General features: G+C 66.4%; 16 protein-coding genes and 1 pseudogene. 8 read left to right on the top strand and 9 right to left on the bottom strand.

Going from position 1 to position 15796, the window contains the following annotated elements; all coding sequences use genetic code 11:
• Positions 1-54 precede the first annotated feature (54 nt).
• The 4 genes from SMA01S_RS21025 (at position 55) to SMA01S_RS21010 (ending at position 5025) form a co-directional block, all read left to right on the top strand.
• On the top strand, positions 55-1458 hold the full coding sequence (locus SMA01S_RS21025) for an efflux transporter outer membrane subunit (protein ID WP_245649360.1): 1404 nt from the start codon (positions 55-57) through the stop codon (positions 1456-1458).
• 4 nt (positions 1459-1462) lie between these two features.
• Positions 1463-2881: an efflux RND transporter periplasmic adaptor subunit gene (locus tag SMA01S_RS21020; protein ID WP_066826993.1), complete on the top strand. Its 1419-nt coding sequence runs from the start codon at positions 1463-1465 to the stop codon at positions 2879-2881.
• Positions 2850-3611: an ABC transporter ATP-binding protein gene (locus SMA01S_RS21015; RefSeq protein ID WP_066826991.1), complete on the top strand. Its 762-nt coding sequence runs from the start codon at positions 2850-2852 to the stop codon at positions 3609-3611. The genes SMA01S_RS21020 and SMA01S_RS21015 overlap by 32 nt, the downstream gene beginning before the upstream one ends.
• A gap of 205 nt (positions 3612-3816) precedes the next feature.
• Positions 3817-5025, top strand: coding sequence for an ABC transporter permease (locus tag SMA01S_RS21010; RefSeq protein WP_066826990.1), 1209 nt, complete (start codon positions 3817-3819; stop codon positions 5023-5025).
• A 16-nt stretch (positions 5026-5041) separates the two neighbouring features.
• Here SMA01S_RS21010 and SMA01S_RS21005 read toward each other — a convergent pair whose 3' ends face one another.
• The 3 genes from SMA01S_RS21005 to SMA01S_RS20995 form a co-directional block, all read right to left on the bottom strand.
• Positions 5042-5644, bottom strand: a complete 603-nt coding sequence (locus SMA01S_RS21005; RefSeq protein WP_066826989.1) for a nucleotidyltransferase family protein — start codon at positions 5642-5644, stop codon at positions 5042-5044.
• Positions 5631-6551 (bottom strand): XdhC family protein, encoded by a 921-nt coding sequence (locus SMA01S_RS21000; protein ID WP_066826988.1) that lies wholly within the window; start codon positions 6549-6551, stop codon positions 5631-5633. Before SMA01S_RS21000 ends, SMA01S_RS21005 begins: the two co-directional genes overlap by 14 nt.
• Before the next feature lie 120 nt (positions 6552-6671).
• Complete coding sequence (locus SMA01S_RS20995) at positions 6672-8876, bottom strand: xanthine dehydrogenase family protein molybdopterin-binding subunit (RefSeq protein WP_066826987.1); 2205 nt, start codon at positions 8874-8876, stop codon at positions 6672-6674.
• Between the two features lie 132 nt (positions 8877-9008).
• On the opposite strand from SMA01S_RS20995, the gene SMA01S_RS20990 reads away from it, so the two are divergent.
• Both SMA01S_RS20990 and SMA01S_RS20985 read left to right on the top strand, forming a co-directional pair.
• Positions 9009-10028, top strand: a complete 1020-nt coding sequence (locus SMA01S_RS20990) for a glycerophosphodiester phosphodiesterase (protein ID WP_066827013.1) — start codon at positions 9009-9011, stop codon at positions 10026-10028.
• A 17-nt stretch (positions 10029-10045) separates the two neighbouring features.
• Positions 10046-10339 carry a hypothetical protein gene (locus SMA01S_RS20985; protein ID WP_066826985.1) on the top strand — a complete coding sequence of 98 codons (294 nt, stop codon included), beginning with the start codon at positions 10046-10048 and terminating at the stop codon, positions 10337-10339.
• 205 nt (positions 10340-10544) lie between these two features.
• Here SMA01S_RS20985 and SMA01S_RS20980 read toward each other — a convergent pair whose 3' ends face one another.
• Together SMA01S_RS20980 and SMA01S_RS20975 are read right to left on the bottom strand one after the other, a co-directional pair.
• On the bottom strand, positions 10545-11243 hold the full coding sequence (locus SMA01S_RS20980; protein WP_245649359.1) for a lipase family alpha/beta hydrolase: 699 nt from the start codon (positions 11241-11243) through the stop codon (positions 10545-10547).
• Positions 11234-11905, bottom strand: coding sequence for a TIGR02117 family protein (locus tag SMA01S_RS20975; protein ID WP_245649358.1), 672 nt, complete (start codon positions 11903-11905; stop codon positions 11234-11236). Before SMA01S_RS20975 ends, SMA01S_RS20980 begins: the two co-directional genes overlap by 10 nt.
• 23 nt (positions 11906-11928) lie before the next feature.
• On the opposite strand from SMA01S_RS20975, the gene phhA reads away from it, so the two are divergent.
• Positions 11929-12810: a phenylalanine 4-monooxygenase gene (phhA, locus tag SMA01S_RS20970; protein ID WP_066826984.1), complete on the top strand. Its 882-nt coding sequence runs from the start codon at positions 11929-11931 to the stop codon at positions 12808-12810.
• Between the two features lie 19 nt (positions 12811-12829).
• The gene (locus tag SMA01S_RS20965; RefSeq protein WP_157094070.1) at positions 12830-13312 is read left to right on the top strand and encodes a hypothetical protein; all 483 of its coding nucleotides are present in this window, start codon (positions 12830-12832) and stop codon (positions 13310-13312) included.
• Here the strand turns inward: SMA01S_RS20965 and SMA01S_RS20960 are convergent.
• The 4 genes and pseudogenes from SMA01S_RS20960 to SMA01S_RS20945 form a co-directional block, all read right to left on the bottom strand.
• Complete coding sequence (locus SMA01S_RS20960; protein WP_066826982.1) at positions 13305-13616, bottom strand: hypothetical protein; 312 nt, start codon at positions 13614-13616, stop codon at positions 13305-13307. The genes SMA01S_RS20965 and SMA01S_RS20960 overlap by 8 nt on opposite strands.
• Before the next feature lie 16 nt (positions 13617-13632).
• Positions 13633-14586: a 50S ribosomal protein L11 methyltransferase gene (locus SMA01S_RS20955; protein WP_066826974.1), complete on the bottom strand. Its 954-nt coding sequence runs from the start codon at positions 14584-14586 to the stop codon at positions 13633-13635.
• Positions 14576-15274 carry an SDR family NAD(P)-dependent oxidoreductase gene (locus SMA01S_RS20950; RefSeq protein WP_066826972.1) on the bottom strand — a complete coding sequence of 233 codons (699 nt, stop codon included), beginning with the start codon at positions 15272-15274 and terminating at the stop codon, positions 14576-14578. Before SMA01S_RS20950 ends, SMA01S_RS20955 begins: the two co-directional genes overlap by 11 nt.
• A gap of 218 nt (positions 15275-15492) precedes the next feature.
• Positions 15493-15796, bottom strand: a pseudogene (locus SMA01S_RS20945) (methyl-accepting chemotaxis protein); the annotation flags it as partial.

Raw genomic sequence — 15796 nt, 5'->3', positions numbered from 1 at the left:
AATAAGACATATTCGGGATGGACCTCTGTCCTACCGGCCGCCATGCTTTCGTTCATGAAACGGTCGCGTATCGCCTTGATGCTCACCGTCGTGCTGCCGCTCCAGGCCTGCATGGTGGGGCCGAACTACAAGCCGCCGGCGAGCGCCTCGCTTGGCGTGCCCGATACCTATTCCGGCCCGGCGACCACCGGCGCGCTGCCCGATATCTCGACCTGGTGGATGTCGTTCGGCGACGCCGAGATGACCAGCATCATCGACCGCGCGCGGCGCGACAATCTCGACATCGCGCAAGCGGTGGCGCGGCTGAAACAGGCGCGCGAGGGACTCGTCCAGGCGCGCGCCTCATTATTGCCGACGGTCAGCGGATCGGCCGGCTATAGCCGCAATTTGCTCGATTCGGTTGGCCCGCGCGACAATTTCTCGATCGGCGCCGATGCCAGTTACCAGGCCGATCTGTTCGGCGGCACGCGCCGCTCGATCGAAGCGGCTCGGGCGACAGAGCAAGCCTCGGGCTATGACCTCGCCACCGTCCAGACCTCGGTCGCGTCGGAGGCCGCGCGCAATTACATCCTGGCCCGCCAATATCAGTCCGCGCTCAAGATCGCGCGCGACAGCCTGGCGATCCAGGACGACAATCTGGAGATCGCCGGGTTCCGCGTCCAGGCGGGGCTGGTCTCGAGCCTCGACCAGGAACAAGCGCGCGCGCAACGTGCCCAGACCGCCGCGCAGATCCCGACGATCGAACAGAATTACGCCGCCGCAGTGAATCGGTTGGGCGTGCTGACCGGCCAGGCGCCGGGGGCGCTCAAGGCCGAGCTCGACGCGGTGCAGCCGATCCCGATGGGCCCGGCCGATATTCCGACGGGAATCCCCGGCGACGTGCTCCGCCAGCGCCCCGACGTCCGCTCGGCCGAACGCAATCTCGGCGCCGCGACCGCGCAGATCGGGGTGGAGAAAGCGGCGCTCTACCCGGCGCTCAACATCACCGGCAATATCGGCACCTCGGCCTCCGCGCTCGGCAGTATCGCCAATGTCATCACCGGCAGCCTGTTCGCCGGGCTGACCCAGCTGATCTTCGACGGCGGCCGCACGCGCAGCCGGGTACGCTCGCAGGAGGCCGCCGCCGAGGGCGCCTTCGCTGCCTACAAATCGACCGTGCTGACCAGCCTGGAGGATGTCGAGAACGCGCTCCAGGCGCTGCAGGCGGCGAAGCAGCGTCAGCGCGAGTTCGCGGTCGCGCTCGATGCGTCGAACGCCGCGGCGATCCTCGCGCGCAGCCAATATCGTGCCGGGCTGACCGACATCACCACGCTCAACAATAGCGAGGCGGCGCTGCTCTCGGCGCAGAACGGCTTGAACAGCGCGCGCGGCGATCAGGCACAGGCGATGGTCGCGCTCTACCTCGCGCTCGGCGGCGGGTGGGATGCCACCAAGCCGCCCGAACTCCCGCAGGGATAAGAACATGGCGACCAACCAGGCCGAACTCGACGCATTCCTCGGCGGGCGCCCGCCGTCCAAATTCAAGCGCTATGCCCTGTGGGCGGGGATCGCGATCGGCGTCCTGCTCCTCGTCCTGCTGCTGATGCGGCTGTTCGGCGCCGCCGAGAAATCGGGCTATGCGACCGAGCAGGCGCAAAAGGGCAATCTGACCGTTACCGTGTCGGCGACCGGCAAGCTCGCGCCGATCAACCAGGTGACGGTCGGCTCGCAGCTGTCGGGCCAGGTCATCAAGGTACTGGTCGACGTCAACGACCGCGTCACTGCCGGCCAGCCTCTGGCGTTGATCGACCCCTCGCAGTTCGACGATCAGGTCAAGCAGGCGCAGGCAACCTTGGCCGCGAACAACGCCGCGGTCGGCCAGGCGCAGGCGACGCTTGCTCAGTCCAAAGCGACGCTCTCGCGCTATCAGGAAGTCAGCCGGCTGTCGGGCGGCCGCGTGCCGGCCAAGACCGAGATGGACCAGGCGATCGCCGATCGCGATCGCGCTTTGGCCAATCTCAGCGCGGCCAATGCCAATGTCATATCGGCGCGCGCCGCTTTGTCGTCGGCGCAGACCCAGCGCGTGCGCGCGGTGATCCGCTCGCCCGTCACCGGCGTGGTGCTGGCGCGCCAGATCGATCCCGGCCAGACCGTGGCGGCGTCGTTCAACACGCCGACCCTGTTCGTCATCGCCCAGGACTTGCGCCAGATGAAGCTGGAAGTCGCGATCGACGAAGCCGATGTCGGCAACGTCAAGCAGGGTCAGCGCGCAACCTTCACCGTCGACGCTTTCCCCGGCAAGACCTTCCCGGCGATGATCACCCGGGTCGATGTCGGCTCGAACCTGTCGGTACAGGATGCGAGCTCGTCCTCGTCGACCTCATCGTCGGGCTCCACCACCGCGCAGGTCGTGTCCTACGCCGCCGATCTCTCGGTCGCCAATCCCGACGAGCAGTTGCGGCCGGGGATGACCGCGACCGCCGATATCGTGACGATGGAAAAGAAGAACGTCCTGCTCGTCCCCAACGCCGCTTTGCGCTTCAAGCCGCAGGCTGCGGGCGCGCCCGCGGCGCAGGCCAGCGGCGGGATTGCCGGCGCGCTCACGCCACGGATGCGGCGGCGGGGCGGCGGCGACAGCGCGGCGCCGCTCGAACGCGGCTCCAAGCAGAGCGTCTATGTCAAACAGGCCGATGGCAGCCTGAAGGCGATATCGGTCACCACCGGCGACAGCGACGGGACCATGACCGAGATCACCGGCGGCGACTTGCAGCCGGGGATGCAGGTCGTGACGGGCCAGCTGGCGGGATCGGGCAGCAGCAGTTCCGGCAGCAGTCGGCGGCGCTCGGGTGCCGGCGCCGGTGGGGGCGGTAATGGGGGCGGCGGCGGGCAGCGCGGTGGCTGATAAGGCTCCCCAGACTGTCGGCGATCCGCTGATCCGGCTGCGCGGCGTCACCAAGACCTATGGCACCGGCGCGACCGCGTTCCAGGCGCTCAAGGGCGTCGACCTCGACATTGCGGCGGGCGATTTCGTCGCGGTGATGGGGCCGTCGGGGTCGGGCAAATCGACGACGATGAACATCCTCGGCTGCCTCGACGTGCCGACCGACGGCGAATTCATCTTCATGGGACATCACGTCGAAAGCCTCGACCGCGATCAGCGCGCGCTGCTCCGGCGCAAATATTTCGGCTTCGTGTTCCAGGGCTTCAACCTGCTCGCGCGCACCTCCGCCTTGGAGAATGTCGAGCTGCCGCTGCTCTATCGCGGCGACGCCAAGGCGGAACGGCGCGAGATGGCGATGGCGGCGCTGGACCAGGTCGGATTGAAGGAATGGTGGGACCATACTCCAGGCGAATTGTCGGGCGGCCAGCAACAACGCGTCGCCATCGCCCGGGCGATCGCCACCAAACCTGCCGTGCTGCTCGCCGATGAGCCGACCGGCAATCTCGACAGCGAACGTTCGATCGAGATCATGGAATTGCTGGCGGATCTCAACAAGAATCCCGGCATCACCGTGCTGATGGTGACCCACGAGCGCGAGATGGCGGCGTTCGCCAGGACCATCGTCCATTTCAAGGATGGATTGGTCGAGCGCGTCGAGGCCGGGCATGCGCAAGGGGAGAGGGTGGGATGAGGGCCATAGTCCCTTCTCCCTGGAGGGGAGAAGGATACGTAGCCTTAGCGACGCAGGAGCTTAGGCGGAGTTGGATGAGGGTGAGCGGCGCGCAGCGCCGCGCGGTCGCCGTGCGACCGCTTACCCCTCACCCAGCTCCGACTAAGGCTCTGACGAGCCTAAGTCTGCGCAACCCTCTCCCCCTCTGGGGAGAGGGGATTTAGCCATGCTCGGCACCACCTTCATCCTCGCGCTACGATCGATCCGGCGCCACTTGCTGCGGTCGTTCCTGACCGTGCTCGGCATCGTCATCGGCGTCGCCGCGGTGGTCGCGATGGTGACCCTGGGCAAGGCGACCACGCTCCAGGTCCAGAAATCGATCGCCAGCCTCGGCACCAACGTGCTCCAGATCCGTCCCGGCCAGGGCTTCGGGCGCGGCGGCGGCGGGCCGCGGCCGCCCGATTTCGACCCGCAGGATGTCGAGGCGATCGGCAAGCAGATCACCGGCGTCACCGCGGTCGCGCCGCAAGCGCAATCGAGCGGCACGGCGATCTATGAAGGCCAGAATTGGTCGACCACGATCAACGGCACGACCAACGGCTATTTCCAGGTCCAGCCCTGGCCGCTGACCAGCGGCCGCTATTTCACGCCTGCCGAGGAAGCCTCGGGCAAGGCGGTCTGCATCATCGGCAGCACGGTCTATACCAATCTCTACAAGACCGCGCCGGCGCTCGGCACGCGGATGCGCATCGCCGGCATTTCATGCGACGTCATCGGCATCCTGACGACCAAGGGCCAGTCGGGCTTTGGCGGCGATCAGGACGATGTCGTGATCATGCCGATCAAGGCGGTGCAGCGGCGGATGACGGGCAATACCGACGTGCGGCTGATCCTGGTCGGCGTCGACGAAGCCTATTCGACCGCGCAGGTCCAGGCGTCGATCACCGATCTGCTGCGCGAACGCCGCCACATCACCGGTGGCAAGGACGACGATTTCAACATCTTCGACACTAAGCAGATTTCGGACACGCTGAGCAGCACGACGACCTTGCTCACCAATATCGTCACCGCGGTTGCCGGGATCAGCCTGATCGTCGGCGGCATCGGCATCATGAACATCATGCTGGTCTCGGTCACCGAGCGCACGCGAGAGATCGGCATCCGCCTGGCGATCGGCGCGGTCGCCAACGAAGTGCTGATGCAATTCCTGGTCGAGGCGGTGGTGCTGTCGTGCCTGGGCGGGCTGATCGGGCTGGTGCTGGGACAGTTGGCGGTGATCCTGTTGTCGGTGCTCGGGCAATTGCCGTTCATCTTCGACGTCCAGATCAACGTCATCGCTTTCCTGATCTCGGGCGCGATCGGGGTGGTGTTCGGCTTCTTCCCGGCGCGCCGGGCGGCATCGCTCAACCCGATCGACGCGCTGCGGCACGAATGAGCGTGAACGGCTCGAATTAGGTTTCGAGGCGGCTGCGGATCTGTCCGAACTTGGCCATCAGTTCGTCGAGCTCCTCTTCGGTATCGACATCGATCAGCTCGTCGGGGTGCGTGACGACATGGCGCCCGGCCAGGATGAGGTCGCGCGCCCCCGCATCGCCTTCCAGCGTTTCGAGCGCGTCGAAGCGGTTGGCGCCGAACAAGGCGGGCGGCCTGGGGTGCATGCCGTCGCTCGATGCGACGATCGTGTCGGGGCCGGTCGCCGCATCGAACAGGCGATGGATCTGCGCCGCGGTCACCCGCGGCATGTCGGCAAGCGCGATCAGCACCGCCTGGATCCCCGGACCGCGCGCCGCCGCGACGCCCATCTTCAGCGACAGCGACAATCCCTGTTCGGGGCGCCTATTGTGCACTTCGTGATAGCCGCGCGCGGCATAATCGAGCTGGACGCCGTCGCGCACCACCACGCGCCGGGCGAACGGCACCGCTTCCAACGCCGTGACGACGTGCATGCCGAGCGGCTGGCCCAGGAACATCTCGGTGAGTTTGTCGGATAGGCCGAAGCGCGCCGACTTGCCCGCGGCGAGCAGGATCAATGCGGTGGTTTCAGGTGCGATCATGCAAGGCTCCCACCATGCCGGCGGCGATCGACAGCGCGATCTCGGCCGGGCCGACCGCGCCGATGTCGATCCCGGCGGGAGCATCGATGCGATCGAGGTCGGAGTTTGAAACGCCCAGCGCGCTTAGTCGCTCCCGCCGCGCGGCATGACTGCGCCGCGATCCCAACGCGGCGATATAACCGGTCGGTGCCGCCAGCGCGGCGGCGAGCGCCGGGTCGTCGATCTTGGTGTCGTGCGACAGCGTGATGACGGCGGTTGCCGCGTCGGGCTTGAGCGCGGCGACCGCCTCGTCGGGCCAGCGGTCGTCGAGCGTCACGCCGGGGAAACGCTCGGCGGTCAGGAAGCGCGCGCGCGGATCGATCACCGTCGTCGTGATGCCGAGCTCGCGCGCCAGCCCGGTCAGCGCCTGGGCGATCTGCACCGCGCCGACGATCAGCAGCCGGCGCGGCGGCTCGTAACGATTGACGAAGGCGGCGCCTTCGATGGGTCGCAGGCTCGACTGACCGGTGTCGAGGTCGGTGATCACGTCGAGCGGCTTGCCGGTGGCCCGTGCCTCGGCGATGCGGTCGAACAATTCGGGATCGAAACCGTCGGCGGCGACCGGCTGGACCATCACCGCGATCTCGCCGCCGCAGGGGAGCCCGACTTCCCACGCCGCGGCATCGGCGACGCCATAATGTTTGAGCTGGAACGGCGCGCCGGCGATCACCTCGGCGGCGGCGGTCATGATGTCGGTCTCGACACAGCCGCCCGACACCGATCCCTCGAACCGCCCGTCCTGATGGACGATCATATGGCTGCCGCGCGGGCGCGGCGCGGAGCCCCAGGTAGAGACGACCGTGGCCAGCGCCATCGGCGCGCCCCGCCAGGCCAAAGCGGCGGCGATGACGGCGTCGTTATCGGCCATTCGAGCAAACCGATAGTTCGTCATGCCGGGCTTGTCCCGGCATCCAACGTGCAACAACGGCTGGATTCCGTTTTGGAGGGTTGGACCCCGGCACAAGGCCGGGGTGACGGCGTGGACAGGTCATACCGGCGGCAACCCAGCCAGCAGCTTATCGAGCGTGATCGGAAAGTCCCGCACCCTCACTCCGGTCGCATTGTAAACCGCATTCGCCACCGCCGCGCCGGCCCCCGAGATCCCCAACTCGCCCACCGCCTTGGCCCCGACCGGATTGGCCTGATCGTCGACCTGCTCGATGAAATGGCATTCGACCGCCGGGGCGTCGGCATGGACCGCGACATGATATTCGCCGAAATCGGGGTTCACGAACTGCCCGGTGCGGGTGTCGACCACCGCGTCCTCGCTCAGCGCATAGCCGATGCCCCAGATCATCCCGCCGACCATCTGGTTGCGCGCGGTCTTCTCGTTGAGCACGCGGCCGACATCGAACACGCCGATCAGCCGCCGAACGCGGATTTCGCCGGTGACCGCGTTGACCGCGACCTCGGCGAATTGCGCGCCATGACTGGCCTGGCTGGTGCGGCGGCTGACCTGGCCGGGGCCGGTCTTGCCAAGGGCGGCGATCGGCTTGCCGCGGACCAGCTCGGCGATCGGCGAGGATCGTCCCCCGGCGCTGACCATGCCGTCCTTGAGCGCCAATTCCTCGGGCGCCGCGTTCATCCGCCGCGCGAGCTCGGCCAATATGTCCTCGCACGCCAGCGCCACCGCCGATCCGGAGCTTCCCGCCCCGAACGATCCGCCCGATCCCGCGCTGACCGGCAGGTCGCTGTCGCCGAGCCGGACGTCGATCGCCGATACCGGCAGCCCCAGCATCTCGCCCGCGACCTGCGCCAGCACGGTATAGGTGCCGGTGCCGATATCGGTCATGTCGGTCTCGATCACCGCGCGCCCTTCGGCGGTCAGCGTGACCCGCGCTTCGCTGTTGACGGTGAAATTACCGCGTAACGCCGCCGCCATGCCATGGCCGATCAGCCATTCGCCCTGGCGATTCTGGCCCGGCACCGGATTGCGCTGGTCCCAGCCGAACCGCCGCGCGCCTTCGTCATAGCATTGCAGCATCAGCCGCGTCGAAAACGGCTTGCCACTGGTCGGGTCGGTCTCGGGCTCGTTGCGACGGCGCAGCTCGATCGGATCGAGCCCGAGTTGCTCGGCCAGTTCGTCCATCGCGCATTCGACCGCGAAAGTGCCGACCGCTTCGCCCGGTGCACGCACCGCGCCCGAAGAGGGCAGGTCGACCACGGTGAGCGCGGTGGTCAGGCGGCGATGCTCGCCGGCATAAAGCGGGATCGTGCCGAAATGGACGGGCTCAAGAAAGCTCCTGTCCGGTTTTTGCGAGGTCACGCTGTCATGCGCGAAGGCGGCGATATGCCCGTCGGCGTCGCAGCCGATGCGGATGCGCTGCACCGTGTCGCCGCGATGATGGACCAAGGCAGCGGTCTGGCGGCGCGGCAGCGCGATCTTGACCGGGCGCCCGATCTCGCGCGCCGCGACGGCAGCCAGAATCGTTTCGGGCCCGACCCCGGTCTTGCCGCCGAACCCGCCACCGACATAGGGCGCCAATATTCGGACGCGGGCCGGATCGAGCCCCAATTGATTGGCGATCGTCTCGCGCGCGCCGTTCAGGACCTGAAGCGAGGCGCGGACGATCAAGTCGCCGCCTTCCCACCAGGCGGTGGTCGCGTGCGGCTCGAGCGCGGCGGGGAAATGCGGCGGGGTCGAATAGCTCTGGTCGAAGCGTACCTCAGCCGCCTCGATCGCCGCATCGACATCGCCTTTGACGATGTTGGGCAGGAAACCGATCTTGTGGTCGACCACCGGCGGCTGCTTGGCCGGATCGAACCGCCCCTCGCGCGTTTCGTACGTGACCGCGACCGCCAGCGCGGCGTCGCGCGCGATTTCCAGGCTTTCCGCGACGATCAAAGCGATCGGCTGGCCGAAATGATCGATCGCGTCGGTCCAGTCGCTCATCGGCTCGCGGCTGCTGCCGCCGCTCGACGGGAAATCGGGATGCTCGACGATCACCTTGACCACGCCCGGCATGGCCTCGGCGGCTTTGGTGTCGATGCTCAGCACCTTGCCCGCGCCGATCGCTGCCCCGACGATATGCGCATAGAGCGTTCCGTCGGGCGCGCCTTCGACCGCATAAGGCGCGGTGCCGCTGACCTTGAGCGGACCTTCGTAGCGGTCGATCCCCTTGCCGATCAGGCCCTGCACGCCCTTGTCGAGCGCGGCCGGGCGATAGGGGGCGTCCATGGCATGGTCGTTCATCGTCGCCTCCCGGTCACAAAACGCCGATAGGGCCGGGCGTCTGCAGATAGAGGAATCGGGTTGCGCATGACGGTTTTCAAGCGAATTCGCGTTGTAACGGTGCTGGCCATCGCCGCGCTGGCATCATCGGCGATGGCGGGGCAAGGTGGAAAGATGACGCCGCTTTCCGATCCCATCGTCATCGGCCATCGCGGGGCGAGCGGTGAACGCCCCGAACATACGCTGGCAAGCTACAACCTCGCGATCGACGAAGGCGCCGATTTCATCGAGCCCGATTTGGTCCTGACCAAGGACAATGTCTTCGTCGCTCGCCACGAGAACGACATTACCGGCACGACAGACGTCGCCGACCATCCCGAATTCGCCAGCCGCAAGACGACCAAGCTGATCGACGGCGAGAGCCATACCGGCTGGTTCACCGAGGATTTCACCCTCGCCGAGCTGAAGACCTTGCGCGCGAAGGAGCGGCTGCCGCAATTGCGCCCGGCCAATGCCGCCTATGACGGCAAGTTCGACATTCCGACGTTCGCCGAGATCATCGCTTTGGCCAAGCAACGCTCGAAAGAGGTCGGGCGGACGATCGGCATCTATCCCGAGACCAAGCACCCGACCTATTTCGCCTCGATCGGCAAGCCGATGGAGCGCCAGTTGGTCGCCGAACTGAAGCAAGCCGGCTGGGATTCGGCCGACGCGCCGGTATTCATCCAGAGCTTCGAGGTCGACAACCTCAAGCTGCTCCATACGATCACCAAGATCCGCCTGATCCAGCTGATGGATTCGACCGGCGGTCCCGCGGACAAGGCGGCGCCAAGCTATGCCGCGATGATCACGCCCGAGGGGCTCAAGCAGGTCGCGACCTATGCCTGGGGCATCGGCCCCAACAAGGACATGGTGGACAAGGGTGCGGGGGAGCCTTCGGCGCTGGTCGCCGATGCCCATGCCGCCGGCCTGCGCGTGCACGTCTGGACGTTCCGCGCGGAGAATTTCTTCCTGCCCGCCGGCCTCAAGCGCGGCGCCGATCCCCGCGCGCATGGCGATGTCGACACGGCCATCCGGCGCCAGCTTGCGGCGGGCATCGATGGCTTTTTCACCGATTTTCCGCTAATTGGATCGACCGCGCGTGCTGCCTATCGGGCGAGCGCGGGCAAATGACCCTTGGGGACGAGTAGATGCGTACAATCCTGATCGCCGCCGCGGCCGCCTTGCCGCTCCTGACCGGCGGATGCCTCGCCAAGACCGCGGTCGACGTCGTGACCCTGCCGGTCAAGGCGACCGGCAAGGCGGTCGACTGGACCACCACCAGCCAGTCGGAAGCCGACCGCAATTACGGCCGCAAGATGCGCAAGCAGGAAGCGCGCGAGGGCCGCGAACGCAAGAAAGCGGCGGAGGCGTGCAAGAAGGATCCGTCGCAATGCGGGCAATATGATGGTTACCGCGCGGGCGATCCGGGGTCGCGGAACTAGCCGGACCTAAAATCCCTGCCCTTCAATCGTCATGCCGGACTTGTTCCGGCATCCAACGTGCAACACCGGCTGGATTCCGTTGTGGAGGGTTGGACCCCGGAACAAGTCCGGGGTGACGAACGGGTGAAGCGAAAGCGCACGGTTCAGTTCGCTGCCCGAATTCCATATGCGATAGTCCAGTCCTGAAGGGGATGGACTAATGAGGTCACCCCCGCTCCCCACCCAACACTCCCGCAACCGCGCGGAGCGTCTCCGGGTGCATCTGCACCCCCATATGGCTGCTGACGATCTCGATCTCGCGGCATTGCGGATCGTGGCACAAATGGCCGTTGAGCAGTCCGTCGCTCGCCGACCAGATCGCGGTCGAGGGCACCGGCAACGGCTGCGCGATCTCCTCGCGCCGCGCGACGACATCGGGCGAATCGATCTTCTCGCCGGTCAGCCATTCGAACGCGCGCCAGACGTTGGTCGCATGCGGATCGCCGGCAAAGGGCGAGCTGACGGTGATCACCTCGCGCACCATCTCCGGCTCGCGATGCGCCAGGAAGCGCGCCATGATCCCGCCCAGGCTGACCCCGATCAACGTCACCGGCTCGCCGGCGTCGCGATGATAGGCGTCGAGCCGCGCCAGCAGCTTCTCGCCTTCCGATCCGATCGCCTTGGCACCGCGATTGCGCCCCAGCCGCCAACCCTCGACGCGATAGCCGAGCGCGGTCAGATAGCGTTTCATCACCACATTCGACCGGTCCGAATTGAACAGGCCGGGCAGCAGCATGATCGGCCGCCCGTCACCCGCCGGCGCCTTCATCAGCTCGGCCCATTCGACCGGAATGCGCGCGATCGTACCGACCATGCGCGGCAATTCGGCCGCCCATTGCGCCTTGCTCGGCGGGGTCAGAACCATGCCATCACGTCGATCGGAAAGGGTGTCCATGCGCCTATTCTCACTCCTGCGGCTCTAAGCGCGCCACCGGTCCATTCGTTGCATGTCCGGATCGCGTTGTACGATCCGCGGCCGTCATAGAAGACATCGTTGACGTCGTATCCGCCCGCGACCTTGCCGCCCGGCCCGCGGGTCGCGCGGATATAAGCGACCAGCCGGCGATATTGCTCGTCGCTCAGCATGATCTCGCGGGTGTCGGGGGCGAGCGGCGGCTCGTCGACATGCTCGACATGGAGGACGGTGCGTGTGCTGCCGGTCGCGGCGCGTAGCACGGTGAGCGGATTGACGTCGCCCCAGGTCGGCGTCTCGACATAGAAAGCGCGATCGCCCCAGCCGATCGCCACCCAGCCGAACCGGGCATAACGCGGATCGGCGATGTCGCTCGCCGGGAAATCCTGGCTCCAGTCGATTCCCGCGGCGCGGATCGGCAGGACGAGCCCGGTATGGATGCCGTTATCCTCGACCAGGATGCGCACGCCCTGTGCCGGCGCTGTCCAGCCGGCATTGGCCGGGATCGACCCCCCGACCATGCCGGCCGCGACATAGGCCAGGAGGACGAAGATCAGCGCCCGGCCGAACCATCCCAGGACGCTCGAGGCGCGCGACACGATTTCTTTCCCCACGGCCATCGTGATAGATGGTTTCAATGGCAACTGAAACGCACGTTCTCGATTCTCCGCCGCCCGGTGCCGCGTCCGACTGGACGATTCCGCAGGATTGGGCGCACTACACCGCCGAAGAGCACGCCACCTGGGACACGCTGTTCGCCCGCCAGGCGAAATTGCTGCCCGGCCGCGCGTCCGAAGCCTATCTGCGCGGGCTCGACGTGCTCAAGCTCAGCAAGCCCGGCATTCCCGATTTCGAGGAATTGTCGGAGCGGCTGATGAAGCTCACCGGCTGGCAGGTCGTCGCCGTCCCCGGCCTCGTTCCCGATGACGTGTTCTTCGACCATATGGCCAATCGTCGTTTCGTCGCGGGCAATTTCATCCGCCGCCCCGATCAGCTCGATTATCTCCAGGAACCCGACGTCTTCCATGACGTGTTCGGCCATGTGCCGATGCTCGCCGACCCGGTGTTCGCCGATTATTTGGTCGCCTATGGCCAAGGCGGTCAGCGCGCCTTGGGGCTGGACGCATTGAAATATCTTGGCCGGCTCTATTGGTATACGGTCGAATTCGGCCTGATCGCCGAGCCTGAGGGCCTGCGCATCTATGGCTCGGGAATCGTGTCGAGTTATGCCGAAAGCCAATTCGCGCTCGACGACCCCAGCCCCAACCGGATCGGCTTCGACCTCGCACGGGTGATGCGGACCGAATATCGGATCGACGATTTCCAGCAGAATTATTTCGTCATCCCCAGCTTCGACGAATTGCTGCGCGTGACGGTGGAGACCGATTTCGCGCCGCTCTACGAGGAGCTCAAGGCGCAGCCCGATATTCCGATTGCGGAAATCTTGGCGGAGGATCGTGTGATCACCCGAGGCACGCAGGATTATGCCCGCGGCAAGGGCCCGGCGGTGGTTGGCTAGGTCCCCATATCTACTTTGGTTGGCGCTGGCGGCGTTCGTCGTCGGCTGCATCGTGCTTGTCCGATTGCAACCGGTTTCCGCACCGCGGCCGGACGTCCCCGCCGCTGGCGATTGCTGGTTCCGAGCAAAGGGGATCAAATTATTTCGCGGCGAGCAACGATGTTACCGCACCCTACCGCGAAGCAGGATTTGCGGCGTGTGGATACCGGGTTTCGAACAGTCCCTCTTTCTGCATGACATCGACGATTTGAGGGGCGTCGGCTCGGTCTATTATGACGAGCTTCCATGGCTGGACGTTGCGAGTGACGCGACGGGACTGCCCCCGATACGCGACGGTGCCCCTTATCACCTGTGCTTTCTCGGCCGAGAGTCGAACTATTATGGGGCCTATGGTCACTTCGGGGTCGCACACACTGGCGTTCTGCTCGAGAAAGTCGAGACGATCGAGCAAATCCCGGTCCCCAAGGATTTTAAATTCGATCTTCCCGGAGCGGCTAACTAACCGGATGCTCGCGCATGCACTGGTCGGCATAGCGCCTGGAATCTTCCGGCGACGGGCCGGTCATCAGTTCGCCGACGCTCTTGTTGGCGATCAATTTGTCGGCAACGCAACCGCACACGACCGAGAAGTCCTTGGATGTGCCCGACGTCTTCTGCGCACCCGCCTGGCACTCGGCGATGAATTTGGGCCGGAACGAATCGACGAACCCCTTGTCGAAGCTCGAACTCGAATTGCCGGCGGAACCGCCGCCGCTGCAACCGGCGAGGATCAGCATGGCCAGGGTCAGCGGAACGGCGCGAGTCATAAATCCCCCTTCGACCTCAGATATCCAACGCCCAGCCGTCGCGGCCCTTGGGATCGAACGGCTTGGTCGGCACGTAGCGCACCATGCCGGCTTCGAGCTTCAGGATCGTCCAGTCGCCGCGCCGGTCGGCTTGTAGCAGAGTGCAACCGCAGGCGGCATAGGCTTCAACCACCTGATCGCGCTGCGTTTCGAGCAGACCGGCCAGCATGATCGTCGCCCCCGGCGTGGCGATCGCCGCGAGTTCGGGCGCCATCGAGACGAGCGGCCCGGCGAGCACGTTGGCGATGATCAGATCATAAGGCGCGCCCGCGGTGATCGCGTCGTCGAGCGCGCCGTCGGCGACGATCAGCTCGACGCCGGCAATCCCGTTAGCCTCGGCATTCTCGCGCGTCACATCGATCGCCATCGGGTCGATATCGGTCGCCAACACCCGCGCCTCGGGCCACAGATGCCGCGCGGCGAAGGCGAGCAGGCCGGTGCCGGTGCCGACATCGATGATATTGGCGAAGCGCCGATCGGCCATCGCATCGAGCATCGCGAGACAGCCCGAGGTGGTGGCGTGGTGCCCGGTGCCGAAGGCGCGGCCCGCGTCGATCAGGAAAGCGCGCCCTCCCGCCGGCGGATCGACCGGATGCGCGCTGGTATGGACGACGAAGCGGCCCTCGCGGATCGGTTCGAGCCCGGCCTGGCTCAACGTCACCCAATCCTCGTCATAAAGCGGCTCGACCAGCGGCGCGACGTCGGCCGCGCTCGGCACCAGAGCGCGGATCGCCGCGATCATCGTCGCGTCGGGCTTGGCCTCGCTATAGGCGTCGAGCCGCCAGCGTTCGACATCGTCCTCGACTTCCTCGGTCGTCATCAGCACCGCGTCGATCGCGATCTCGGCGGCGTCGATCGCTTCGGCCTCGGCACGCGTGCAGGGCAGGGTCAGCCGCCAGCTGTCGACCTTGCGCTCGGCCTCAGCGGACATAGCTCGCCCCGTTCACGTCGATCACCGCACCGGTCATCGACGGTGGAGCGGAGGTCGCGAGATAGGCGACGGCATTGGCGACTTCCTCGGGATCGGCGACGCGGCCGAGCGGGATGTCGGCGAGCAACTTCTCGCCGCCGCGGCTCGCCAGATAATCCTCGGCCATCCCGGTCATGGTGAAGCCCGGACAGACCGCGAAGGCGAGGATGCCCTGGGCGGCATAACCGCGCGCGATCGATTTGGTCATCGCCACCATCCCCGCCTTGGACGCGGCGTAATGCCAGTGATTGGGGCTGTCGCCGCGATAGGCGGCGCGGCTGGCGACGTTGACGATGCGGCCGCCCGATTGCCGCTCCTGCCAATGCCTGACCGCGAACCGGCACAATTCGGCGCTCGCGGTCAGGTTGATCCGCATCGTGCGCTCCCAGCCGGCAACCCAGTCATCGTCGGACCGGTCGATCGGATTATCCTCGAACACCCCGGCATTGTTGATCAGGACGTCGATAGTGCCGAGCTCGACGAGCGCCTTGTCCCACAGCGCGCGCGGGCCGGCTGGGTCGGCGAAATCGGCCGGGATTCCGCTCGCGGTGCCATGGCCGACGAGGCGGATGCCGTCGCTGGCGGAAAGCACTTGGGCGATCGCGGCACCGATGCCGCGGCTGCTGCCGGTCAGGAGGATGTTGGTCATGGGAGGCGATTACGGGGTGGGCCCGCGGCGGGCAATGCCCCGGAAGAGGGGGGAGCCAAATCCTCCCCGGAACGGGGAGGGGGACCATCGCGCAGCGATGGTGGAGGGGGCCCGCGGCAAACGGGCAACAAGCCAGGAGGCTAGCGGAGGGAAGGCCCCCTCCACCAAGCCGCTTCGCGTCTTGGTCCCCCTCCCGTGCCGGGGAGGAATTTAGAGAATCACGCCGCCACGCTCGTCGAAAACTGATCGGCCGCGTCTTTCAGCCCGCCCAGCCGGTCGTCGACATCGCTGACGTCGCTGGCCAGTGCGCCCATTTCGCTGGCGACCGCCTCGGTGTCCTCGCGGATGGTGGCGATGGTGTTCGACATCGAATCGGCGGCAAGCGCGGTTTCGTCGACCGCGGCGGTGATCGCGGTCACCGTCTGTGCCTGCGCTTCCATCGCGAAGCGGATGCGCGACGCCGATTCCTGCACCTCGGCAACGGTCGCCTTGATGCTGGCATTGGTGTCGACGGTGGAGCGG

The sequence above is a fragment of the Sphingomonas mali NBRC 15500 genome (assembly GCF_001598415.1).
Taxonomy (GTDB): domain Bacteria; phylum Pseudomonadota; class Alphaproteobacteria; order Sphingomonadales; family Sphingomonadaceae; genus Sphingomonas; species Sphingomonas mali.
The sequence above is the reverse complement of the archived record's forward strand: the minus strand, read 5'-3'. Positions and strand labels throughout refer to the sequence as shown.